General features: G+C 46.9%; 20 protein-coding genes and 1 pseudogene. 20 read left to right on the forward strand and 1 reads right to left on the reverse strand.

Going from position 1 to position 25925, the window contains the following annotated elements:
- The 20 genes and pseudogenes from AB4Z17_RS18975 to AB4Z17_RS19070 all read left to right on the forward strand — a co-directional run.
- The coding region (locus tag AB4Z17_RS18975; RefSeq protein WP_441961364.1) for a hypothetical protein at window positions 1-358 on the forward strand (358 nt) is incomplete at its 5' end.
- 307 nt (window positions 359-665) lie between these two features.
- Window positions 666-1370 (forward strand): ABC transporter ATP-binding protein, encoded by a 705-nt coding sequence (locus AB4Z17_RS18980; protein WP_441961366.1) that lies wholly within the window; start codon window positions 666-668, stop codon window positions 1368-1370.
- A gap of 2 nt (window positions 1371-1372) precedes the next feature.
- Window positions 1373-3697, forward strand: a complete 2325-nt coding sequence (locus tag AB4Z17_RS18985) for an ABC transporter permease (protein ID WP_441961367.1) — start codon at window positions 1373-1375, stop codon at window positions 3695-3697.
- Window positions 3698-4186: 489 nt separating this feature from the next.
- Window positions 4187-6244 (forward strand): glycosyl hydrolase family 18 protein, encoded by a 2058-nt coding sequence (locus AB4Z17_RS18990; RefSeq protein ID WP_441961369.1) that lies wholly within the window; start codon window positions 4187-4189, stop codon window positions 6242-6244.
- Window positions 6245-6420: 176 nt separating this feature from the next.
- Complete coding sequence (locus tag AB4Z17_RS18995; protein WP_441961371.1) at window positions 6421-7059, forward strand: CPBP family glutamic-type intramembrane protease; 639 nt, start codon at window positions 6421-6423, stop codon at window positions 7057-7059.
- 181 nt (window positions 7060-7240) lie between these two features.
- Window positions 7241-9064: a sensor histidine kinase gene (locus AB4Z17_RS19000; protein ID WP_441961373.1), complete on the forward strand. Its 1824-nt coding sequence runs from the start codon at window positions 7241-7243 to the stop codon at window positions 9062-9064.
- Complete coding sequence (locus tag AB4Z17_RS19005) at window positions 9064-10566, forward strand: response regulator transcription factor (protein ID WP_441961375.1); 1503 nt, start codon at window positions 9064-9066, stop codon at window positions 10564-10566. The genes AB4Z17_RS19000 and AB4Z17_RS19005 overlap by 1 nt, the downstream gene beginning before the upstream one ends.
- A gap of 319 nt (window positions 10567-10885) precedes the next feature.
- A complete protein-coding gene (locus AB4Z17_RS19010; protein WP_441961377.1) occupies window positions 10886-12247 on the forward strand; it encodes an ABC transporter substrate-binding protein in 1362 nt (453 codons plus the stop codon).
- Window positions 12248-12338: 91 nt separating this feature from the next.
- Window positions 12339-13205, forward strand: a complete 867-nt coding sequence (locus tag AB4Z17_RS19015; protein WP_076269499.1) for a carbohydrate ABC transporter permease — start codon at window positions 12339-12341, stop codon at window positions 13203-13205.
- A complete protein-coding gene (locus tag AB4Z17_RS19020; RefSeq protein ID WP_441961379.1) occupies window positions 13202-14107 on the forward strand; it encodes a carbohydrate ABC transporter permease in 906 nt (301 codons plus the stop codon). The genes AB4Z17_RS19015 and AB4Z17_RS19020 overlap by 4 nt, the downstream gene beginning before the upstream one ends.
- A gap of 248 nt (window positions 14108-14355) precedes the next feature.
- Window positions 14356-15588: a Gfo/Idh/MocA family protein gene (locus AB4Z17_RS19025; protein WP_441961381.1), complete on the forward strand. Its 1233-nt coding sequence runs from the start codon at window positions 14356-14358 to the stop codon at window positions 15586-15588.
- Window positions 15589-15700: 112 nt separating this feature from the next.
- Window positions 15701-16504, forward strand: coding sequence for a sugar phosphate isomerase/epimerase family protein (locus AB4Z17_RS19030; RefSeq protein WP_441961383.1), 804 nt, complete (start codon window positions 15701-15703; stop codon window positions 16502-16504).
- A 34-nt stretch (window positions 16505-16538) separates the two neighbouring features.
- The gene (locus AB4Z17_RS19035; protein ID WP_441961385.1) at window positions 16539-17933 is read left to right on the forward strand and encodes a sulfatase family protein; all 1395 of its coding nucleotides are present in this window, start codon (window positions 16539-16541) and stop codon (window positions 17931-17933) included.
- The gene (locus tag AB4Z17_RS19040; protein WP_441961387.1) at window positions 17930-18934 is read left to right on the forward strand and encodes a Gfo/Idh/MocA family protein; all 1005 of its coding nucleotides are present in this window, start codon (window positions 17930-17932) and stop codon (window positions 18932-18934) included. The genes AB4Z17_RS19035 and AB4Z17_RS19040 overlap by 4 nt, the downstream gene beginning before the upstream one ends.
- Before the next feature lie 31 nt (window positions 18935-18965).
- Window positions 18966-19517 (forward strand): adenylyl-sulfate kinase, encoded by a 552-nt coding sequence (gene cysC / locus AB4Z17_RS19045; protein ID WP_076269504.1) that lies wholly within the window; start codon window positions 18966-18968, stop codon window positions 19515-19517.
- A 52-nt stretch (window positions 19518-19569) separates the two neighbouring features.
- Window positions 19570-21006 (forward strand): sulfatase, encoded by a 1437-nt coding sequence (locus tag AB4Z17_RS19050; RefSeq protein ID WP_441961389.1) that lies wholly within the window; start codon window positions 19570-19572, stop codon window positions 21004-21006.
- Window positions 21007-21063: 57 nt separating this feature from the next.
- Window positions 21064-21978, forward strand: a complete 915-nt coding sequence (locus AB4Z17_RS19055; RefSeq protein ID WP_441961391.1) for a helix-turn-helix domain-containing protein — start codon at window positions 21064-21066, stop codon at window positions 21976-21978.
- Window positions 21947-23377, forward strand: a complete 1431-nt coding sequence (locus AB4Z17_RS19060; protein WP_441961393.1) for a sulfatase-like hydrolase/transferase — start codon at window positions 21947-21949, stop codon at window positions 23375-23377. The genes AB4Z17_RS19055 and AB4Z17_RS19060 overlap by 32 nt, the downstream gene beginning before the upstream one ends.
- 300 nt (window positions 23378-23677) lie before the next feature.
- Window positions 23678-24004 carry a hypothetical protein gene (locus tag AB4Z17_RS19065; protein WP_441961395.1) on the forward strand — a complete coding sequence of 109 codons (327 nt, stop codon included), beginning with the start codon at window positions 23678-23680 and terminating at the stop codon, window positions 24002-24004.
- Between the two features lie 33 nt (window positions 24005-24037).
- Window positions 24038-24616 (forward strand): annotated as a pseudogene (locus tag AB4Z17_RS19070) (tyrosine-type recombinase/integrase).
- A gap of 494 nt (window positions 24617-25110) precedes the next feature.
- Here AB4Z17_RS19070 and AB4Z17_RS19075 read toward each other — a convergent pair.
- Window positions 25111-25925: IS3 family transposase (locus AB4Z17_RS19075; protein ID WP_441961397.1), on the reverse strand; the 815-nt coding region annotated here is incomplete at its 5' end.

The raw sequence follows: 25925 nt of genomic DNA on the forward strand, positions 1-25925 counted from the left end.
GGCTATGACAGCACTAGATGCAATAACTCTTGAAAATCCGGAAGTTATATATTTAGCACTAGAAAAAATTGTTGATATTACGGACAAAGGTTCGGTAATCACCAAAGATCACGGAGTAAATATTTTGATTAAACTTTGTTCGATCAAACCATATGCGGATCATGCATTCACATTACTCATCGAACAGCTTAAGAAATGTCCGACCAATCAGCTTCCAATGTATGCGGAGAATGCAATAGCCATCGTTAACGATAATAACAAAGCCCTTTTCATAAAGACGCTTTCCTCACGACTGGGCGATATTGAAAAGGATACAAAACGAAAACGAGTGGAGAAACTGATTAAGAAATTGAGCTGAAGCTTAAGTGAAAAGGTATTATTCAAGAGGAGTAGCCTATTACAGGCTGCTCCTTTTTTTGTGAGCAAGTGGAGTTAACAATCATAATTGAGGGGCTATCATCAGATTTTGTTGGCGATACCATGACAATAGATCGATCAAACTCCTTCTGGAGACCGAGCGCAAAATACATCGACTGAGGGAAGGTCATTTCTTTTGGATGGTATATGATGGAAAAATAGTGCAGCAATGGGGCGTTGCCTCCATAAGTTAACCGGTGAAACAACAAACCATGTTCTAAAAAATAGGATACGAGGAGATGAAGTTAGTGAAAAAGTTAATCGATTTCAAAAATGTAACCAAAGAATACAACATAGGTGAAGTGACGATTAAGGCGCTAGCGGGTGTTGATTTTTCCATATCAGAAGGGGAATTCGTTGTCATTTTAGGTGCAAGCGGTGCCGGTAAAAGTACAATATTGAACATACTTGGCGGTATGGATACAGCTACTTCAGGTCAAGTGTTTGTTGGTGACCATGAAATCACAAGATTAGGCGAAAAAAAATTAACAGAATACCGTGGTGAGAAAGTAGGTTTTGTATTTCAATTTTATAATTTGATTCCGAATTTAAACACGCTGGAGAATGTTGAATTTGCGACGGAAGTATGTAAAAACCATTTGGATGCTAAAGATATTTTACATAAAGTGGGATTAAAAGACCGAATCAAAAACTTCCCTTCCCAGTTATCTGGAGGGGAACAGCAAAGAGTTGCTATCGCGAGAGCGGTTGCCAAAAACCCTTTACTATTGCTTTGTGATGAGCCCACCGGAGCTTTGGATTATGTAACGGGCAAGTCTGTCTTGAAGCTTCTTCAAGATTTGAACAAAGATACGAAAAAATGCGTTGTTGTGGTCACGCATAACTCTGCGATTGCTCCTATGGCTGATAAAGTCATAAAGGTTAAAAGCGGAATGATAGAGAGCATCACAATAAATCAGGAAAAACAAAGTGTTGAAGGGATTGAATGGTAATTATGAAATTATTTTTAAAGTCATTAAGGGATATCAAACAATCGATAGGACAATTTATAGCTTTTGTTTTGGTTATCGCAGTAGGAGCTTTCTTCTACACGGGGCTTGTAACTTTGAGCGACAATCTTGGCGCGTATACGAAGGTTTATTTTAAAGAACATCATTTAAGCGACTTAAATGTATACTACAGCCAAATTTCAAGCGATGATGTGGCTCGTCTAAGCGAGATTGCAGGTATTCATAAAATAGAAGGACGGTATAGCTTTGATGCCACGCAAGCTTTTGAAGATTATAAAGCTACATTAAAAATCCATTCCATTCCTGAAAAAAATGAAATAAATACGCCTACGATCATTATGGGCAATATCCCGTCAAAACAGGATGAAATCGTAATAGATTCCGCTTATGCCAAAGAACATCATTTTCAACTAGGTGACACAATCAGTATTAGCAGGAATGGAAGAAGCTTTAATTTTACAATTAGCGGCTTGATTGAGAATGTTGAACATACTAAAAAGAACGAAACGCAGGACCATAAAACCAGCGGAATCGCTTATATTGGCGAAGAGACAATTCCTGCAATCGCAGACGGCTTTTACTATAATGAAGTCATGATTGAGGCTCAAGAGGGTTACGATATTGATAAAATAGGTCAAACCATTGAGGTTCAATCCAAACAACTCCCTTATTTAACTCAAGAAACTAAAGAACGCTCTTTCAATTACTCTCAATTAAATCAAACGATACATAATAATAAATTGATGAGTAAGGTTATACCTCTCGTTCTCTTTTTAATTGAAGCGGTTATTCTGTTCCTTACGATGTCGAGAATTATAGATTCACAAAGAAACCAAGTAGGTATTATGAAAGCATTAGGTGTAAAAAACAGAAATATTATGCTTCATTATATGGGGTATCCTGTGCTGGCAAGCATCATAGGTTCTATCCTTGGCTATATCATATCCGCTATTGTATTTATTCCATTAATTACGGCGTCGAATGCTAGAGCTTACTCTATGCCTGACATTTCATTTAYACTTTCATTATTTTCTATTATTCCTCCTATTATTTTCTCAAGCGCATTTGGAATCCTGTCATGTTACTTTAGTGGCAGAACGATATTAAATGAACGTGCAGCCCAGGCGATGCGCCCTAAACCGCCAAAGAAGATGAAGAAGCTGCTCATTGAAAAAATTCCGGGTATTTGGAGCCGAATTTCCTATAGCCATAAGCTCATTTTGAGAAATATATTTTTAAATAAACAAAAAGCTTTAGCGAGCTCCGTTGGTGTTGTTGTAAGCACTGTTTTATTGATCACTGCATTTGGCACACAAATGTCATTGGTGAAGGTGGCTGATCAAGTTGAAGAGGTGTATACCTATGATTTGAGAGTCGATTATGCAATAGGAACATCTTTTGATTCAATTAATCTCCCTTCAAATATTGCAAAAAGCCATGGATTATCCACCTTCCCTGTTGCCATTATAAAAGAGGATGTCAAAGAAAATGCCACATTAGTGGTTACGGAAAAAGAAAACGACCTTATTCATTTCTTTGATGAAAATGATAAAAAAATACGTTTAGAAAACAATGGTGTACTAATCCCCAAATCTTACGCTGACAGGTATCAAATTGCAGAAGGCGATACGATTCAAATGGAATTTACAGCACCAGAGCTCAACCAAAAATCAGTGAACATGAAGGTATTAAAAATATCTAACCAGTATTCGAATCCTTCGTTTTATAGCACGCCCGAATATATGAATAGTTTAGGCATAGACTATCGCCCAACCTCGGTTTTAGTTAAAGCGAACAGCTCGGCGGATCTGATAAGCGTTCGTAATTTCTTTGAGCAGGATCAACGTGTAGACACCATTGCAGATAAGGATGATCTAAAGAAATCCGCGCAATATATTTTGAGGCAAAATAGTTTTGTATTCATTATGTTTATCATTTGTGCGGTCATACTCTCCTTTGGGGCTATCTATACGATATCTTCCATTAACATTTATGAAAGGATTCGTGAGCTTGCAACACTAAAGGTATTAGGCTATCAAAAAAATAAAATAAACCGGCTTATCTTTTCCGAAAATATCATTTTAACCGCCTTTGCGGTCATTGTAGCGTTACCGATCAGCGGCTATATCTACACCATTATTGTTCAGGCATTGTCGAGTCCCCATCAGCAAATTCCAGATAAATTAAACATAACGATCCTGTTAGTTTCTATCCTGCTTGCGTTCTTGCTTACTACACTTTCTAATTTACTGCTTCGGCGAAAAGTTTCTCAAATTAATATGATTGAATCATTGAAAAGTATGGAATAAAACGTATTAAGCGTTTCACTAGGTAGGGTTTTCGAAAGCTTCACAGGGCATTTATGTTAAACACGCTATAGTTTAGCGTGTTTTTTTGTGCTGAGATACCTTTAGCTAATAATTAACTCAGAGGGTACAAATGGCAATAGAAGGATAATATTAAACGATTCCGTTTCCTATGAAGTTGAAATAAAAACCCATTTTCAAAGAATAAGAGATATTTATCCCTTAATAACATAATCAACCTTCTTTTTGGTTATGGAGACACCTCGTACAATAAAGGGAGAAACATATCAGATACTCGCTTTACACCGCTTTCCCCCCCCCGATCTTCTTTGTGCAATCTTCTTTTCTCTTGTTCAAACGACTTAGCAGAACTATGATGTGACGGTTTTCCTTTGTTTTTATCCTTACTTTAGGAGGTGACTGAGCAGAGTCTATTTGATATTCACTTATTGAAAGCGATTTCAAAATTGAAGGAAGAGGTGTATTTAAGAAATGGTACTAGGCGGAGCATCGGTACGAAAAAGTAGTGTTATCCTGTTGGTTGCTTTTCTCATCCTCTCATTGTTTTACTCCCTAGCATTTGGTGGACAGAAGGTAGAAGCAGCTTCAAATTCAAAGATAATTGGGTATTATCCCTCTTGGGGTGCCTATGGCAGAAATTACAATGTCATGGATATGGATGTTAGCAAGGTGACTCATATTAACTATGCGTTTGCAGATATTTGTTGGAATGGCATTCACGGAAATTCAGATCCGACAGGGCCTAATCCTGTGACATGGGCTTGTCAGGACGAAGTGGGTACGATTAACGTGCCAAATGGGACAATCGTATTAGGCGATCCTTGGATCGACACAGGGAAAGCGTTCCCGGGGGATACGTGGGATAAGCCGATAAAGGGAAATATTGGGCAGCTGATTAAGCAGAAGCAAGCTAATCCTCATTTAAAAACAATTATCTCTGTAGGCGGATGGAGTTGGTCGAACCGATTCTCCGATGTTGCGGCCAGTGCAGCCACAAGGGAGACATTCGCTAATTCAGCAGTAGACTTCCTGCGAAAATATCAATTCGATGGCGTTGATCTCGACTGGGAATATCCGGTGAGCGGAGGGTTAGCTGGCAATAGCGTAAGGGCTGCTGATAAGCAAAACTATACGCTGCTGCTTCAGAAGATTCGCGAGAAGCTTAATGCTGCGGGTACGGCGGATGGCAAAACGTATCTGCTGACGATAGCCTCAGGTGCAAGTCCGACGTATGCACAAAATACCGAGTTAGGTAATATTGCTGCGATTGTCGATTGGATCAACATTATGACATATGATTTCAACGGTGGCTGGCAAACCGTAAGCGCCCATAATGCTCCGCTAAATTATGATCCTGCAGCAGCAGCGGCGGGCGTTCCAAACGCGGCGACGTATAACAGTGCGTCTGGCGTGCAAGGGCACTTGGATGCTGGTGTTCCAGCTAGTAAAATTGTGTTGGGAGTTCCTTTCTATGGTCGGGGCTGGGCCAATTGCGCAGCGACCGGTAATGGGCAGTATCAAAGCTGCTCTGGCGTGCCTGCAGGTACATGGGAAGCGGGATTATTTGATTATACAGATCTCGAAAACAACTACATTAATAAAAACGGCTACACACGTTATTGGAATGATACAGCGAAAGTACCTTACTTATACAACGCTGTTAAACGTACTTTTATCTCCTACGATGATACAGAATCACTCGGGCACAAGACAGCCTTCATTCAAAGCAAAGGGCTTGGCGGTGCCATGTTCTGGGAGTTTAGCGGTGACCGAAACAAAGTTCTATTAAACAAGCTGGCGAGCGATTTGGCAGGATCCGGTAGTGCAGATATCATTGCGCCATCAGTACCGGGCAACCTTCAATCCACTGCAAAAACATCAAATAGTGTAACATTAGCTTGGGGTGCGTCCACTGACAACGTTGGCGTGACGGGTTATACCGTGACTTATGGTTCTACAAGCGTAAACGTCACGGGAACAAGCACGACAATTAGTGGGCTTGCTGCTAATACAGCCTACACGTTTACTGTGAAAGCGAAGGATGCGGCTGGCAACATTTCGGGAGCGAGCAATGCGCTTTCGGTAACGACGAATCCACCTGCGGGAGACACAACCCCGCCAACAGCGCCAACGAATCTTCAAGTCACGGGCAAAACATCCTCCAGCGTAAGTCTTTCATGGACGGCATCTACTGACAACGTTGGCGTGACGGGTTATACCGTGACTTATGGTTCTACAAGCGTGAACGTCACGGGAACAAGCACGACAATTAGCGGTCTTGCTGCAAGTACGGCTTATACATTTACTGTAGTGGCGAAAGATGCCGCGAGCAATGTTTCGAGCGGCACATCAGTTGCCGCTACGACTGATGCTAACGGTGGAACGGTAAGTGCTTGGGCACCTAATGTAAGCTACAAAGCAAACGACCTCGTTACTTACGGAGGCAAAACCTATTATTGTATTCAGCCTCATACGTCATTAGCTGGCTGGGAACCATCGAATGTGCCAGCATTATGGGGTTTGAAATAAGCAAGAGCAGCTGCCCTGCCTAAGGGCGGCTTTTTTTATTGTTTAAAGGCTAAATAAAAGGAATAATAAGTTGATTATTTATTCATCTCAAATAGAATCATGGAAGGTAAACTAGCATGCGTGTCGAAAATAGGCGTAGAGAGTTTTCAAAGAGGTGATTACCAATTTACACATTAATGGATAAGTGGTTTGTTTCATTAGGATTAGCGATATTGCTGACCTGTTCTTTAAAAATATTAGAGTTCATCATTACAAAGGCTTTAACGAATGAGAAATTTAATCATTTCAAAAGAAATACCGTATATGTATGGGGATTTTTCGCAATCGCAGCAGCTTGTTTTTATGAGGGGAATTATGTTTTTAATCTGCCTATTAATTTTACAAAGGTATTATCGTTGACAGTTGTTGTATTCATTGCGAATGTAATCGTCTCACGACACTCTGGATATCATCCGGAAAGTAAATTTAATAGGATTAATTTTATTATTGCGTATCCGATTATCGAAGAAATCATATTTAGAGGCCTAATGCTTCCGATCCTGAACCAAGCGTTCCCAATGGCATCATCCTATGAACTATTTTATCTTCCGGTCACACTCCCAGTCCTCATTTCCTCCTTATTATTTGCACTCTCGCATTTGCAATACTATACATTAAACAAATTAAGTGTAAGGTTTATGTTCTTTGCTTTCATAGGCGGGATCATATTTGGAATCATTGCAGACATCACACACTCCATATTCATTCCTGTATTACTGCATATTCAGTATAATTTGCTATCTGTTTATTACTCTAGAAAAGTGCAAATATCGTAACTAATTTGATGTTGTTTACAAGCGGAAGGAAGGCGCATCGCTAGTCACGCTGAGGGTTTCCATCACTATGTTTAACGGGACGCTCAGCGCATACATCATTCCATTAGTTTGTGAATGGTTTTTTCCATCACAGAGTCCTCATGCAAAAATAAGAGGAAACATCTTTATATAAGGAGAAGCCATGATGAAAAATTGGAACGACTACTTGCTGAAGAGTAAAATGTTCATCGTCTTCTCCGCGGTATCGCTGTTCATCGTCATGCTGACCTGTATTATTTTCTACTATAAAAATGTAAACGATATCAAAAATCAAACGTTAGCGCTTTCGGACACGATTTCTCGGCAGTTCAGCCGAACCTTTGAGCTGTATATTCAGGATATGGAGAAGCTCTCCGTGTCTATTATTGGCGATCCAATTATTCAAGAAAGTTTAATTGATCATTACGGCATCCCGGACTCCGTCACGCAGAATCAAATTGAACTGACGATCAACAATAGACTGTTCACCCATCTTCAGCCGCGCCCACAGCTCCAGAGCATTTATATTTTCACCACGGACGACATCGCTTATTTTGTATCGAAGGCGGGGGGACCTAAAATAAGCTTCAATCTTCAAAGCGAGAGCTGGTATCAGAATCGACTGGATATGCCCGGAGTCAAATTTCTGCTTCTGCCCGTCACAACGGAGAATACGGGCGGTGATCGTGAAGCTCAGGTGATATCCTTCGTACGGAACATCAGCCGCATTCCATACCTTGATGTTTTAGGCTATATGAAAATTAATATTAATGTGAATGTCATCAAGGACATGCTCGTCAATTCCGACAGCAACGACGTTGAACGGAATATGAGAGCGTTCATCATTACCGATGAAGGCAGCGTCGTCTATGACGACAGGAATGAGCTGACGGGCAGCAATGACACTGGAATTAATCTATCCATCTTCCAAGGCAATCATGAATCGAATGAGGTGGTGTGGAACGGCGTGAGCTATATTTATACAACGTCGAAATCCTCCTATACGAAATGGAATACGTTAATTCTAATTCCGAACGAATTTCTGCTGTCCAAGCAGAAACATTCTAGTTATATTCTTTTTCTCGTTGGCCTGCTCGCGATGGGGCTGATTGCGTTCGTGTCCTATATGCTGTCTTATCAGATGACGCTTCCGCTCCGTAATTTAATGAAAAAGATGACGCGTGTCGAGCAAGGGGATTTGAGCCAGAGAATGGAGGTGACCGGCAACAATGAGATCGGCCGTCTGAGCCGTATCTACAACAACATGCTGGAAAGTATTACACGCTTAATTAGCGAAGTGTATACATCCAAACTGGCGGAGAAGAATGCGCAGCTATCGGCACTGCAGGCGCAGATCAACCCTCATTTTTTGTATAACACGCTTAACATTATGAAGTCTATCAGTCGGGTTCGAGGCATCGAAGAGGTTGCAGAGATGGCAGAATCATTGGCCGAGCTGTTCAAATACAGCATGACAAATCTTCATCATCCTATCCCGCTGCGCGTCGAGATGGAGCATATAAGCAATTACATGAATATTCAGCAGCATCGATTCGGCAATCGATTTGAGTTCAATATGGATGTACCGGAGGCGCTGCAGCAAGCATCGGTGCTGAAGCTTACCGTTCAGCCGCTAATTGAGAACGCAATCGTTCACGGACTGAGCAAGGTCAAATCAGGAGGTCGAATCGACATCGCTGTTAAGAGGCTTGGCAGTGAACTGATTATCGAAGTGTCCGACAACGGCTGTGGTATTGAAGAGGAACGAATCCACATGCTGCGCCGAAGGTTGGAGAGAGTACAGGCGGTGGACGCTTACGACGAGGAGGGGCAGGGGATAGGCCTGTCCAATATCGCGCAGCGAATCAAGCTGTTTCATGGTGTTAAATATGGAGTAGAGCTGATAAGTTCCCCAGGCCGTGGAACGACGGTTAGGTTGACGTTCCCGTATGAACGATTCGTCAAGGTGAAGGGAGAGGCCGACTGATGAATATATTTTTGGTAGAAGACGAGCGGTGGGCGCTTGCGGAGCTCGAGGCCCTCTTTAAACGTTACGAGCCGCAGCATCGTGTGCTTGCGTTTGAGAACGGGGAAGATGCGCTGGAAGCAGCGAAATCCGTAGTCCCACATCTCGTGTTGACCGACATTACAATGCCGGGCATTGACGGTGTGGAGCTGCTGACCGAGCTTGGCCGCAATCATCCTGACGTCAAAGGTATTATTCTCAGTGTCCATGACGATTTTGCTTATGCACAGCGGGGAATGCAAACTGGCGTGACGGACTATTTGCTGAAGCCAGTTAAGAAAGAGACGCTTTACAAGGCGGTTGACCGCTTGCTTGCGCGTATTGAAGACGAGTCACGCAGCCGGAGCGACCTTGTTGCGTGGTCACTTCTCCAGCGGCTGATGGCGGCGGATGCGATGGAGCATGTTAAGCCAACCGAATCTGAGCAGCAGCGTTTGTTCATGGTGCTGCTGCTTCTGGAGAACTGGGCATCGCCGCTTACTTGGAAGGATGCCGGGCTTGAGGCATCGGATATTCTCTCGCATTTCGGGAGCGTCTTGAACAAGGAGCGGGATAGTCATTGCATTACGATTGACGGCCGCCGCAGAGTTCTGCTGCTGCCCGCTGGGAATGAAGCATTTACGCAGTCGCTAAAGACAAAGCTTCAATCGCTCTTCGAGTATGTGAACACCCATGGCATTCTTCTCCATGTGAGCTTCACAATAAAGAAAGAGAACGAGAGTCTGAATCGCAGCTTCATCCGCCTTGGCAAGCAGCTTGAAGAGCATTTGCGAATCGGCGAGCCGACCTTGGCATCACCGGATATGAAGCTGGCTGCGCCTGATATTTCCGAAATATGGGTAAAGGCGCGTGCACTGCAAGCACAGGTTAAAGCGGGCGAGATGGCAAGAGGACGAGATACGATATCGCGTATCGTCAAGGGTCTTCAGTACAAAGAGGTCACCCAAAAGCAGCTGGTGCAGTTTGCTAGCGATTTGTTCTATTCGTTGAAGTTCAATTTGCAAGCAGAATCATTGATTCTACTGCAGGAGGATATGAGCTTGCTGCACGAAGTGACCGACTATGAGCCAATCAAGGAATGGCTTACGGCAGCAGTATTCGGGATTGCAGGGACACACACATCAAAGGAACAGAAACCAAAAGGGCTCATTCCGGTGTTGATGAACTGGATTCATGCCAACTATCAAGGCGACCTTTCCCTTCAGCAGTTTGCTTCTGATCATCATGTCAGTCTTGGACATTTATCCAGATTGTTCAAAAGCCAAACGGGCTACACCTTCTCCGATTATGTGAGCGGGTACCGGATCAGCAAAGCAAAGGATCTGCTAGCCGACGGCACGTCGCGTCCTTCTGAAGTCGGTGAGCTGGTAGGTTACGAGGATGCCAAACATTTCTCTCATTTGTTTAAGAGAATAACAGGCGAAACACCGACCGCCTTCGCAAAACGCAAATTGAGCGAATGATCCAATTACTAGCAAGCAGTTAGACGACATGCGGGCGATGCAATCTCGCAAGCTGGATGTTTCTTCGCCCGAACCACTTCCTGTAGTGAAAAGGAAAAATTCCCCCCTTAAAATAGCAAATGAGCAGGTATTCATCAAAAACATAAACCCTTAGACTGAAAATACGAGGGAACCCGGGCCCTTGGAACGGAAGCTCGCTCTTTATGGAAGCGTATTCATCATATTGTAATTTAAAGCATCAGTGATGCAAAAAGAGGCAACGATGGACGGCTGCCGAAAGGAGCACAGGTCCATGCCTACAAAGGGAGGCCGCAGAACGATGAAAAGAAAGACTAGCAAAACACTCGCATTTGTGACAAGCGTGATGATGATCTTGCTGCTGCTCGCTGGATGCGGCAGCAGCAACAACACCCCCTCAGCAACGAAGAACAACACTGGCGCTACAAACGGGAAAACGGATGCTACAAGCGAACCTGCAGCGAAAACGACCTTAACGCTGATGGTAGGCAATTCAGGCACAACGCTCGAAGCGCTCAAGGCTGTTGCCACTGAAGCAGAGAAAAAGCTGAATATCACCATTGAGTATGACATCAAACCGGATGGCACGGAAGGCGACAACCTCGTCAAGACGCGCCTAGCAACAGGTGATATGTCCGACCTTCTCGTTTATAATACGGGCTCGCTGCTGAAGGCAGTTAATCCGGTGGATAACTTTCTCGACCTGACGAATGAATCGTTTATGGCGGACGTGCTTGATTCCTTCAAAACGGTCGTTACGGTCGATGGCAAGGTGTACGGCGCGCCCGTCGGATCAAGCTCCGCAGGTGCGATACTTTACAACAAGAAGGTGTACGGCGAGCTCGGATTAACCGTCCCGCAAACATGGACCGAATTCATGGCGAACAATGAGAAGATCAAAGCTGCGGGCAAAACCGCTGTTATCGCGTCCTACAAGGATACTTGGACGTCGCAGCTGTTTGTTCTTGGTGATTACTACAACCTGCAGGCGCAGGTTCCGAATTTCGCAGACGATTACACGAACAATAAGGCGAAGTACGCAACGACCCCAGCGGCACTGCGCAGCTTCGAAAAGACGGAGGAACCGTTTAAAGCAGGTTACATGAATAAGGACTTCCTAGCTACAACGTATGACGTTGCTTTGAAAATGCTTGCGGATGGTATAGGTGTACACTATCCGATGCTGACTAGCGCACTTGATTCCATCTTGCAAAATAGCCCGGATAAGATCAATGACATCGGCGTTTTCCCAATCCCGAGCGACAGCGCAGACGTCAACGGACTGACGGTATGGATGCCGAGCGGTCTGTACATCAACAAGAACAGCAAGAAAGTAGAAGCCGCCAAGAAGTTCGCGGAATATTTCGTGTCTAAGGAAGGCCAAGACATATTTGCCTCCAAAGTCAAAGCGGCAGGCCCCAATGTGATTAAAGGAATTGAGCTCCCTGACGATGCTTACGAGGGTGTCAAAGAAATGCAGAAATACTTCGATGAAGGCAAGACGGCACCTGCGCTGGAGTTCGTATCGCCGGTCAAAGGCCCGAACCTTGAGAACCTCACTGTCGCTGTTGGCAGCGGCATCACCTCCGCGCAGAAGGGCGCCGAGGATTATGACAAAGATGTACTGAAACAAGCGCAGCAGTTAAATCTACCGGGCTGGTAGAACGCCCGCCGCATGCGGGAATTCTAGTTGAAGACGGGGCTCCGCGCAAGAAGCTGCGGAGTCCGTTTTCTCCGGAAAGAAGGGGAGAGCCATGACCAAGCTGACGATTCGGACTTACTCTTATTTATTTCTTATTCCCGCATTTCTGATCTACTTCGTCTTTTATTTGCTGCCAACGGTATTATCGCTGTTCTTTAGTATGACGCGTTGGACGCTCACCGATTGGAATTACATCGGCTTCGACAACTATGTCACATTTTTCTCAGAGACGGCGCTCAGCATCGGCTTCAGGAACACGTTAATTTATGCGGTTGTAACCTGCGGCCTCAAGGTCATCCTTGGCCTCTTGCTCGGTGCGTTCCTCACCTCTACCGTTTTATTTAAAAACTATTTGCGTTCTGTTATTTTCTTCCCAACGCTGCTTAGCACGATCGCGGTCGGAATCGCCTTCTCGATTATGATGCATCCTTCGCAAGGGCTGATCAATACAAGTCTGGCTGTATTTGGTATTAACGGACCCGATTGGCTTGGCAATACGAAGATTGCGCTTCTGTCTGTTGCCTTAGTAGACGTATGGAAAGGTATCGGCGTTGCTACCGTTATTTATATCGCAGGCATTTCAGCCATTCCAGGCGAATATTACGAAGCGCTCAAAATTGATGGCGGGAGCAGCATGAACGCATTCCGTTATATTACCGTTCCCTTAAGCAGACCGGCGATGAATTCGGTCATCATACTCTCATTCATCGGAGGGCTCCGTTCCTTCGACCTGATCTGGGCCATGACGAAGGGTGGGCCGGGCTTCACGACCGACCTGATCGCCTCGATTATATACAAGCAGTATCAAGCGGGTTTTTATGGCCTAGCAACTGCGGGCAACGTTATCTTGTTTGTCGGTGTGTCACTGCTGGCGTTTCCTCTGTATAAGTACCTAACGAAAAGTGAGGTGCACTTATGAGCAGCGAAATGAGCCGAATGATGAATAAAGGCGTGGGCAAACCGCTGAACCGCGGCGAAAACAGGGGGATAAGCAGCGCAGCTAAGAGGATTATCGTTGCCGTGTTCTCGCTGGTGCTCAGCACCGCCATTTTTTGGATTCCGTTTTATTTTGTCATTATCAACTCTTTTAAAAATCAAGCCGAATCTGCACTTATGAATATGTCGTGGCCGAAATCATTTCATATTTTGGAAAATTACAGGGATGTGTTGACTGCTGCCGATCATATGCTAGTCCGCGCTTTTTATAACAGCATGCTGCTTACGGTATTATCGATCACTGTACTGATCATCGTCAGCGCGATGGCCGGATTTGTACTGCATCGCAGAGAAGGGGGGCGCTTTTCTTCCTTCTTAAACTTTCTAGTTTTGGCAGGTTTGATGATTCCGCCCGCGATCGTGCCTACGATCTGGGTACTCGATTCGATCGGCCTGTTCAAGACGCTGGCAGGCATCACTTTCGTGGAGGTTGCGCTGCATTTTCCGTTTGCAGCTATTTTGTACAAAGCGTTTGTGGCAACGCTGCCGCGTGAAATTGATGAGAGCGCATTGATTGACGGCGCGGGCGGCGGGCGGCTGTTCTTTAGTATTATTTTTCCTCTGCTAAAGCCCGTTACTTCAACCATCATTGTGCTGGAATCGATAAACGTATTTAATGACTTCGTTAATCCGCTTTACTTCTTCCCAGGCTCCTCCAACGCGACGGTGCAATTGACGCTGTACAACTTCATGAGCCGGTTCACGACATCGTGGAATTTGTTATTTGCCGATATTGTTCTGATCTCTATTCCGATGCTTATTCTGTTCATTTTCTTCAACAAAAAAATTGTAGCCGGCATGACAGCAGGCGCTATTAAGGGATAATCATGCATGGACTGCAGTACTTGAGCACGAACGAATTTCATTTGATTTTGTCCTCATTCAGAGAGCCGCAGTCATTAGGATTGCGGTTTTTTTAGGATGCTTGCGGTGAATCGGTAGCTGCGAATCCCACTTCGTGAGAACGTTGATCGACCTAAGCATACCAGCTGTCTGATGTACATCCTAAATCGAGCCTCCCTTTTTTAAAAGCAGTCTCGATCGGAAAGGTTTTTGTCCCGAAACGCCATGATTTGGACAGAAGTTGGCAGTATGATGAACTTATAAAAGCGTTTACAACTATGACGGCTTGGCGATTAGGCTATCGATATGATCTAGGAAATTCATTATCCAATTCAGAGGACGAGAGGAAGTTGAATATGGCGGTCAAAATCGGAATTGTAGGCATGAACGGGATCGGCAACAACCATGCGAACTGTTACAAGGAGGATGATTTGGCTGATGTCGTAGCGGTATGCGATGTCATTAAGGAGCGCGCCGACGCAGCTGCGGAGAAGCACGGTGTAAAGGCGTACTATACGCTTAAGGACATGATCGAGAACGAGCCTGATATTCAGGTGATCGATGTGACGACAGGCGGCATTGACAACGGCAGCTGGCATTTTGAACCGGCGATGGAAGCGATGTCTTACGGAAAGCACGTGCTCGTGGAGAAGCCGCTGTGCAACGATGTGCGAGAAGGCCGCGAGATGGTGGCATTTGCTGAGAAGCAGAAGGTGTATCTAGGCTGCAACCTGAACCATTACTTCACGCCGCCGGCGGAGAAGGCGAAGCAATATATGGAGAGCGGAGAGGTGGGCGAAGTAATTTATTGTCTGGCCAAAATGGGCTTCAACGGCGGCGAGCTCAACTATGCGCTTGCCAGCTCGGATAAAGTGAAAGGCCACCCTTACTTCCATATGCGGGCGTTCCTGACCCACCCATTCAGTGTAATGCGCCATTTCTGCGGCGATATTACGCACATCCAGACGTTCTCCGACCGTCCAGGCTTCCGCCGGAGCGCAGGCGATGTTATGGTGTCCATCAACAGTATCCATATGAAGTTCGCAAACGGTGCAGTTGGCTATCTATTGAGTCAGCGTGGTGATGCGGTATACGGATTAGGCGGCTGGTGGAGTCTTGAGGTTGGGGGCTCGAAGGGGACATTCACCATTGAGAACTGCGTCGAGAAAGTGTCGTTCTGGAAAGCGGAAAAAGGCATTCCAGCGATCAGCGTTCCGATTGAGCCTGAAGTGACGGATTTCGGAACAAATGATTTCAACCGGACTTTCAACCATCGTCTGCATGCATTTCTGGAGGATGTTGACAACAAGGTGTCTCCGGATGCGCTGCGCGCCAGCGGACGCGATGCGCTTGCTGTGCTGGAGTATGTGCATGCTGTACAGGAATCGTATGAACGCGGGGGAGAGGTCGTTCGTCCTCAGCCGCTTCCGCCGCTGCACGGCGATCCGTTTTATCTGAAATAATCTCAGTTAAGATAGCGAGTTGCTATTTTGTTGCTTGCGATTTCTATCTAGGTATTGCAGGAACATGAACTAATACATGTTTTACTAATCCATTATTCAGGAGGGCTCATACATGATTAAATTGGGTGTCAATTCCGTACTGTTCAAAGAGTTCGACTTCGCTGAAGCGGCGAAGCATATTGCGGCCTGCGGCTACGATGGTGTAGAGATTGCCGCTATTCAAGGCATGTGCGAGCATCTGGATCTCAGCCGCTGGAAGCAGCAGAAGAGCGAGCTGCAGGCGATTGTGCAGGAAAACGGCCTGACGTTTCTGTCGACTGAGGTTGCATCGCTCAATGAGGAGCGGCTTCTCCCAGCGTTCGAAGCTGCCGCTGAAATTGGTATTCCAATCGTAAACGTTGGTCCTGGCGGAAAGCTGGGTGTCGAAGAAGACCTGCAGGCATCTATCGAGAGGCTTGCGCGGATGGCAGAGAGAGCGGCTTCGTTTGGCATCACGCTCTGCGTCAAAGCTCATGTCGGCAATGCCATTCACAATACGCCGACCACGCTGCGGGCGATGGAGTCGATCATCTCCCCGGCGTTCGGCATCGACATGGACCCGAGCCATATCCACCGTGCCGGCGAAAATGCGGAGAAGGCGTTGCCCGCTGTGCTTAGTCGTGTAAAGCATGTTCATATCCGTGACTGCAAAGGACGGGAGCAGGGACCTGGACCGATCATGCTTCAGGCGTGCGGACGGGGCGACATCGATCTATATGGCTACTGCAAAGCGATGGTGGACGGAGGTTACGACGGACCGGTCGTCGTTGAGGTCATTGGTGCTTCACCTGAGCATACGCTTGCGCAGGTATCCATCGTAGCCGCTGAGTCGTACGGCTATCTAAATGCGGTTCTTAAACAGCTGAACGCGCGATAAAAGCTTTATTTTCATCCAAAAGGAGGATTTCAAAATGACTAATAAGAAACCCAATATTCTACTGTTCGGCATAGACAGCCTTCGTCGGGATCATATGAGTGTGTATGGTTATTCGAGGCTGACTACTCCGCATCTAGATAAAATTGCTGCCGAGGGCGTTCTATATGAGAACCATTTCAGTCCGGGCATTCCGACAACGCCGGCTTATGCATCGATGCTGACTGGTATGGATGTGTTCGGAACCGACGTTGTAGCGCTGCGCCACGAAGGACCGCTTGGCAGTCACGTTAAGACGCTGCCTGAGCTGCTTGCGGAGAACGGATATAACACATCATGTGTCGGCTTCTCTGGCAATCCATCATCGCGCGGTTTCCAAACATATCTCGATTATGAATCTTGGGTGCCTGACGAGTCGGGGCGTACCCCTAAAGCGCAAAATCTAAACGATGTCGCTATTCCAGAGCTGGAGCGGCTGGCGGCAGAGGATAAGCCGTTTCTGCTGTTCATGCGGCACATGGATCCGCATTCGCCTTATTTGCCGCCTGCGCCGTTCGAGCGGATGTTCTACGGCAAGGATGAGAAGGACCCAGCCAACGGCTCCATGGAGCCGGTTTATAATTTCAAGCCGTTCGCCGACTTCTTGAAGTCATGGATTCCGGAAGGCGTAACTGATGAAGCCTATGTTGGCGCCCAATATGATGGAGCAATCGCTTATATGGATGCTTGTATCCAAGGTATCTTCGAGAAGCTGAACGCGCTGGGCTTAGAGGAAGAGACACTTGTCGTTATTACGTCGGATCACGGCGAGACGCTATATGAGCACGACTGTTATTTTGATCATCACGGCCTCTATGACTGTACGCTTGTCGTGCCGCTTATTATTAAGTTTCCGGGGCGTTTGCCTGCGGGAACACGGGCTCAGGATGTGACGGTCATCTCGGATATTATGCCGACGCTGCTGCAATTGATTGGCATCGACAGCGGCATTTCCTTCGACGGCCGCAGCCTGCTTGAGCCAGTTGGGGGTGAAGATTCAGAGCGGATAAGCGAGCTGTATCTGACGGAATGTACATGGATGCGCAAGCACGGCTGGCGCACACCGGAATGGAAGCTGATCCGCTCGCTTGAGCCGGACTTCCACTTTAAGCCGGAGGTAGAGCTGTACAATCTGATCCAAGATCCAGAAGAAAACAACAATGTGGCGGAGCAGCAGTCGGAAGTTGTGGCACTGCTTACGAAGCGGATGGAGGACCATATTGCAAAACGTGAAGAGCAGACGGGTCGTACGAATCCGATCTATACGAATCTGAACTGGCATGGCAAAGGCCAGACGTTCACCTCGTCTGAGCAGGCATACGAGTCACTGCATATCGGCAATATTATTGGCGCGCGCTCCCTTCAATCCAAGGAGGAGGCGGCATCCAAATGATTCGGGTTGCTGTCGTTGGTGTCAATCATATTGGGAAAATCYATTGCCGTGCTTATCGGCAGCATCCAGATACGGAGCTTGCGGCTGTCTGTGATCTGATGCCAGAACGCGCAAAGGCGTCTGGCCTTGAACATGGCGTTCCAGCGTATACCGATCTGAGAGAGCTGCTGGCTAAAGAACAGATCGATCTAGTCGTCGTAGCGACAGCGGGTGTTGAGAAGGGCAGCCATCATTTTGATCCCGCGATGGTTGCGATCGATGCTGGCAAGGACGTCCTTGTAGAAAAGCCGATTTCTAATCGGATCGAGGAAGCGAGGACGCTGGTTGCTGCCGCCCGGGAACGGGGCGTCCGGCTCGCTTGTAATTTGAATCATCGATTTACGCCGGCTGCTTACAAAGCGAAAGAGCTGATGGAAGCTGGCAAGCTAGGCTCCCTTCTCTTTGTCAATATGCGGCTAACGATTCAGAACCCGCAGGAGGATACGGAATGGCTGCACATGCGTGCTCTGCATCCTCACTCCATCGATGTCATGCGGTATTTTGCCGGTGATATTAAGCGGGTTCAAGCGTTCATGACCAAGGCGCCGGGACGGCAGAGCTGGTCGACCTCATCCGTCAATGTGACGTTTGCATCCGGCGCGGTTGGCCACTTGACCGGCAGCTACGACATGTCGATGCGGCATCCCATTGAATATTGCGAAGTCGCAGGTAATGAAGGCCGGTTTGTTATCGATAACGTGTATGAAAGCATGACATATTATCCGCATCACTCCGACGAGCTGCTCGTTGTACGCAACTCGCTGTTTGGCGGGATGCAGGGCTTCAATGATACGTTTACCCATCGGATCAATCGATTCATCGAGCAGGTCAAAGCTGGCGATGCGCCGGAGAAGATCGAGGCGTCAGGAGCGGATGCGCTTGCCGCACAGGAAGTTATTGAAGCTGCAATTCGCTCGCATCAGTCCGGCGGGATGCCCATTGACGTGCCTGCAATCGGATAAGCGACCGAACTTGGCGAGAGGAGAGGACAACTTGGATAAACAACATGGCTCGGTTATATGGTTCATGGGTTTGTCGGGAGCAGGCAAGACGACGACGGCCAAGCATATAGCGGCAGAGTTGCTGCGGGAAGGGCGGCATGTGGAGCTGCTCGATGGCGATGAGCTTAGAGAAACGATTTGTAAAGGACTTGGATTCTCACGGGAGGATCGATTGGAAAATATTAAACGGATCGTCTACGTCGCTAAGCTTCTCTCTCGCAATAGCGTAGATGTGCTCGTCTCTGCCATCACACCTTATGAGGAAATGCGGGACTATGCCCGTTCGCAGCTGCCCGGATTTGTGGAAGTTTATGTGCAGTGCCCGCTCGGGGAATGCGAGCGCCGTGATGTGAAGGGCTTGTATGCTAAAGCGAGAAACGGGGAATTGCACCATTTTACAGGCGTTTCCGATCCATTCGAGGTACCGCACTCGCCCGACATCATAATCGATACCGCTACTGCTTCATTGCAGAATAACGGCGAAGCCGTAATGGGCTGGCTGCATGCCAATATGAGGTTCAAGCATGCGGCGCAGCGAGCATAACCCAAGAGGTGAATAAGGACCGGAATACCGGACTACCCGAAGGAGACATACAATGAAGATCATACTGATATCGCTGGATACGCTTCGTGCATCAAGGCTGAGCGGGTACGGCTATTCGAAGCCGACAAGCCCATATTTGGACCAGATTGCCGAGCAAGGTGTGCTGTTCGAGCGAGCTTATGCCGCAGACATTCCAACCGAAGTGGCGCATACTGGCATTTTTACAGGCAAAGTAGGGCTCACGACAGGGATTGTCTCCCATGGCTCAGAGCTGACGCATCTGCCCAAATCAACCCCGTGGCTGCCAAACCTGCTGCGCGGCGCGGGCTTCACGACATCGGCGGTGGACAATTTGTACCAGCTTAAGGAATGGTTTGCCCGCGGCTATCGCTACTATACGAACAGCGTTGGCGGCAATCGCTGGATCGACGGACGAACGGTCAACGATCTGGCTATGCCATGGCTGGCGGAGCATAAGGATGAGTCGTTCTTTTTGTTCCTACATTACTGGGATGCTCATACGCCTTATTTGCCGCCGGAATCCTATATTCCAGACTTTTATGAAGCGGGGCGAGATCCGTATGATCCGAACAACCGAAGCATGGAACCGGCTTACAATCATCCCGCCTACCCTTTCTTTAAGCACCACCATTACGATCTCGTTGGCCCAGTGACCGACAGCGCTTACTACGACGCGCTATATGATGCAGAAATCCGCTATCTTGATGATCGTTTGAAGGAACTCGACGCTCATCTGGAGAAGTTAGGTATCAAAGAGGATACGCTGCTCATACTATTTGGCGATCATGGCGAAAGTCTGACGGAGCACGACATCTATTGGGATCACTGCGGCTTATACGAGCCGACTGTCCATGTGCCGATTATTATGCGATGGCCGGGTCGTATCCCAGAGGGGCGCAGGGTGCAAGGTCTCGTGCAGCAGGTTGACCTCATGCCGACAATACTGGAAGCGATACGCAGCGAGCAGCCAGAAGGTATCGAGCTTATGAAGGTTGCAGACCCGCCAGGCATGGACGGGCGAAGCTTATGGCCTTCTATTCTCAWCTTGGCTGACGGAACGCACGATGCTGTCTACCTTAGTGAATGCGCATGGCAAGCGGCGCGCGGCATACGGACGGAGCACTACAAGTTTATCCGCACGTACGACGCGGGGCCTTTTACTAGGCCGCCTAGAGAGCTGTATGATCTGGATGCCGATCCAGAAGAGACAGTAAATCTTGCGGAGCGGGAGCCAGAGCTCGCCGATCAGCTGGAACGGCAGCTGGATAGTTGGGTGAAGGCGAAGCTTGGTGGCCGTGAGGATCCGAAGGATCGGCAGCTTCGCGAGGCGGGACTTCCGTTCCGCAGACGCATTGAGCAGATTTTGGCGGAGTCAGGGATGACGTGGGACGAGTGGTTTCAGGATCCGCGCCGTGAACGATTCGATCAGGCGACAGACGGGCGGCATGAACAGACCATCGGATCTTGATCCGATTACGAACCGAGGGGATGAAGGATGGGGCATATACTGGGAAGCAATAGTTACATGAAAGATGAATTCCCGTTCTGGATCAATCGGATGGTGCAAGCGTCTGTCTCTGAACACGGTCACGAGTTCATTGAGCTCGTCTTTGTGGTGCATGGACAGGGCGTCCATATCTTCCAAGGCAACCATTACAACATTCATGCGGGCGATGTGTTTATTATCAATCCCGGCGAGACGCATGCTTATTCCGTAGAGAGTGGCGGGAGTATGGAAATCATCAACTGTTTGTTTATGCCGTCCTTTATTCCCGATGCGCTGCTTCAGGAGCTGGAAATCACGGCATCGATGGACTACTTTTACGTGCATCCCTTCCTGAAGCAGGATGTCCGTTTCAACCATTACTTGAATCTGAACGGGCAAGAGGCGTCGTCCGTGCTGGCGCTGCTGGAGAATATGATCCGTGAGCTCAACAGCCGCGGCCCTGGCCACACGACGTTGATTCGCCTGCAGATGGTGGAGCTGCTCGTTCTGCTGTCTCGCTATTACGCCTATATGCAAAGCCATCGTATTCATAAATCACCGCGCCAATCGGAACGAGTAATGATGGCCAGACGGATTTCCGGCTATCTAGAACGCCATTTTGACAAAAAAATTACGCTTCAAGCGCTGTCCGGCCTGTTTAATGTCAGCACAAGGCAGTTGAACCGGTTGGTGCGTGAGGAGTTTGGGAAAAGCGTATTCGACCTGCTGCACGAAATTCGTATTGAACGGGCGAAGCGGATGCTGCTGGAATCCGACCAGAAGGTCATCTACATCGCAACCATGGTCGGCTACGACGATCCATCGTTTTTTAGTAGACTGTTTGTTCGTTATGCCGGCTGCTCGCCGCGCGAATATCGGACCGGTACACAGGGGCTACGGGAAGGAAAGGAGCTGATCGCGCATGCCATACTCGATGAAAGAGCGGAGACCTAACGTACTGCTGATTACGGCAGACCAATTGCGAGAGGATTGCGTGGGCTTCAGCGGTAAATATCCCGTTCGCACACCGCACATTGACCGTCTGTCTGAACAGGGAATCTCCTTCTCTCACGCTTATTCCGTACTGCCGGTTTGCGCACCGGCGAGGCAGTCGCTCCTGCGCGGCAGAAGGCCGGAAACATTCGGCGCTTTATGGAATTACAGCGGGGCGCTGCCTGTGGCAGCACTGCCGCCGGAAGCCTATACATGGACGAGAGCACTTGCGGAGAGCGGTTATGCAACCGCATATTTGGGCAAATGGGGAGTCAATCCGGTACACGGGCCTGCGGCTTATGGTTTCGATTCATACGTCAGCGAAGCTGACTATCATGATTTTATCTCGCAAAAGCATCCGGACGACGTCCGATACGAGCATGGCTTCTTCGGCGAAGAGAGTCCGCTCCCGCTAGAGGACGCAGAGACGCATTGGTTCGCCGCGCGTGCAAGTGAGACGCTGGAGCGGCTGCAAGGCGATGGTCGACCTTGGCATATGGCGCTGCACTTTAGCGATCCCCACTTGCCCTGCCGACCTTCGCTTCCTTTTGCAGGGATGTATGCTGCTGCGGACATCCCGGAGTGGGCAGGCTTCCGCGATACCTTTGCCGGAAAGCCGTACATTCAGCGCCAGCAGCTGGAGAGCTGGGGCGTTGCCGATTATGATTGGCAGGACTGGGCGCCGATTGTTGCCCGTTATTACGCCATCATTAGTCAACTTGATGATGCAATTGGACAAGTGTTGGAGACGCTGGAGCGGTTAGGTATGGCGGATAATACCATTGTGATCTTTACTGCAGATCACGGTGACATGTGCGGTTCCCACGGTATGATGGATAAGCACTACATCATGTACGACGATGTTGTTCGGGTGCCGCTCATTGTTAGAATGCCGAGCGTCGGGGACGAAGAAGTGGGCGGACGATGTGACCGATTTGTCTATAATTTTCTAGATTTGCCGCCGACGCTTTTGGAGCTTCTCAATCTGCAAACGCATGATCCTGGGAATTTGCAGGGGCGTTCACTTGTGCCACTGCTGGCTGGGGAGGAGCCTGCCGATTGGCGGGACGCCGTTGTTTCCACTTATAACGGCCAGCAGTTTGGGCTTTACACGCAGCGGATGATCCGCACGGCAGATTGGAAGTACGTTTGGAATTTAACAGACGTAGATGAGCTGTACGATATGACTAATGATCCTGGCGAACTGATTAATGTGAGCGGGAAGTTAGAGCACGCAGAGCTGCTTGCCGTGCTTAGGAGACGACTGTATGAGCAGCTTTCCTTGGATGGCGATGCCATAGTGGCTAACGAATGGACGAGACGTCAGCTGCTGCAAGGCGGGAAGCTGGGCGGGATATGAAAAGGATTGTTGATCTTTGTGCATCACGTTTTGGAAACGATATGATTGATAAGATGTTATTTCAGGCGCACAGGAGTTAAAATTCTGCGGTATGTGAGTACCGTACGGGTTCGACACCCGTCCTCGGCATACCTAAGTATTATAAGGATTTTGGATTCCTTAACGGAAATACATAAGTTCCAAAAAGCCAATGGTTTTGAGTGCCTAGCGAGTGAATAACGACAGTACATAGAACTCACAAGCGAAGATAAACTCCTTTTCATCACTTGCCAGAAACAAGTCGAGAAAGGAGTTTTTTATATGTTCAGAGTTAGACAAATTAAATGCGTCATTACCGTAGAAAGGTTAGAAGCCTTGGAACAATTCTATTTTGAAAAAAGGCAAGGAATTAGTGAGCAGACTCAGATTGATTATAATCAGCAAGTAAAGCAGTTTTTCAAACATTATCCTGATTCATTTGAATCACCTGAGAATCTTAAATACAATACACTGCATTACCTCGGACAAGATGACATAAGACCATGTACATTTAATAATCGCCTGGTCTACTTACGTACTTTTTTGAAGTGGTGTGAGGAACAGTCCATTATTGAGTCCAACCCATTGAAATCCATTAAGAAGAGATAAGATGAAGGACGAATTGTAAGCATTGACGAGAACATTCTGAAACGACTACTCGATCTTCCTGACAAAAGAACTTTTTCAGGATTGCGGGACTTTGCACTTATAATGTTGACGTTAGATACTGGAATAAGATCTAAAGAAGCATGTTCATTAACACCAATTGACTTTAATCCAAATGCACAGGAAGTGTATATAACAAGTGAGAAAGCCAAAACATGGGTATCAAGATCATTACCCATCTCAGTACCAACTGTTAAAGCAATTCGACAGCTAATCTCAGTAAGACCAAAGCATTGGTCAAATGATGTTCCAATATTTTGTACATGCGAAGTAAAGGTACTTAATTGTCATGCGTAGGGTGACAGGCTTGAAAAGTATAGCAAAGAACTTGGTGTTCATATTCGCCCTTATGATCTGAGACATTCGTTTGCTCTTGAATATATAAGAAATGGGGCGAACGCGTTAACGCTTCAAAAAACATTAGGTCACTCTGATTTGACGATGACCAAGCGATATGTTGCATTAACGAATAATGATCTAAAGCGTGAACATGTACGAGCTAGTCCGATTAATAAACTAATGCCTGATACAGTGCGGATGACAAAGTTAAAGTAAAATGCAAATTAAATGATGATAAAGCGTAGTATAACTTGTGCTGAGTTCTGTAAGGACAATGCATATAATACTGCTCTAGTGTGAAGAGCCATTACAAGGCGAATTAGAGCTTCTTAATTAGTGACATGAAGGTTGATAAAGAGCAACTCGATAAATCGAGTTGCTCTTTTTTATAGAGTAAGTGCAGTAATTAATAAATTTTATTCTTGTAGAACAGTAGTAAATGTACCCAGTAGGGATAGGTCCATTCAACTTGATAACAATATCAAGGCAAACAAAAAACTCTAGAAAGTAGGTTGAAACATGGACAAATATAACATCCCAGATGAAAAAATTAGAAGAGCCAGAAGTGTGAACTTGGAGAAGTATCTTCCCACAAAGGGATTCAATCTTTATTCAGATAAGGAGGGGGATTTCATTGAAACGAAGATAACCGAATTAGATGGGATTTTAGTCAGGATAAGCTGGATTGTCAACACAAAACTGAACAACTTTTATAAGGGCATCCCCATGGCTTCTACAGGAGTCAGATAATCTAGTGTTCCGTGGATCCTATGGTAATTGAACCAATGGACATAATCATGGAGTTCGACGTCCAGTTGCTCTTCCGTGAGGAAATGCACGTGGTTAGCGAATTCCGTCTTGAAGATTTTGAATGTTGCTTCTGCAACGGCATTGTCGTAGGGACAACCTTTTCGGCTAAGGGAACGTGTAACACCAAACGTTGTCAACGCTTCAGAAATGAGCTTGTTATCAAACTCTTTGCCACGATCTGTATGAAACATTTTATTGTGATCTAGCCTCAGCAAGATGCTTGCTATGGCCTTGTAAACAAGCTCTTTTGACTTATAGGGACCGCTACTACAACCAATAATTTCACAATTAAACAGGTCTACAAACAAGCATACGTAATGCCATTTACCGGCTACTCGTACGTACGTTAAATCGCTAACGACAACAGCATATGGCTCATCTTGATCAAATTTACGTTTTAGCACATTCTTTACGACAGTCTCATTAGAGTCACTCTTAACTGGCTTGTATTGCGCTACCGTGTAATTGGATACCAAACCATGTTTCTTCATAATCTGACCGATCTTACGGCGCGAGGCTAACAGGGGTCGCTTGCCTAATTCCACCTTTATTTTTCGTGTACCGTAGTTGTTTCGACTAGCTGCAAAGATATCTCGAATCGCATCCTCTAGCTGCTGTTCTTCCTCGTTAGCGGCAGGCTCAGGCTTGTAATAATAGGTGCTTCGTGGTAGTTGCAGGACTTCGCACATTGCTGATACCGAGTACTTGTGTACAT

Origin of the sequence: Paenibacillus sp. TAF43_2, from assembly GCF_052113545.1 — a bacterium.
Classification (GTDB): domain Bacteria; phylum Bacillota; class Bacilli; order Paenibacillales; family Paenibacillaceae; genus Pristimantibacillus.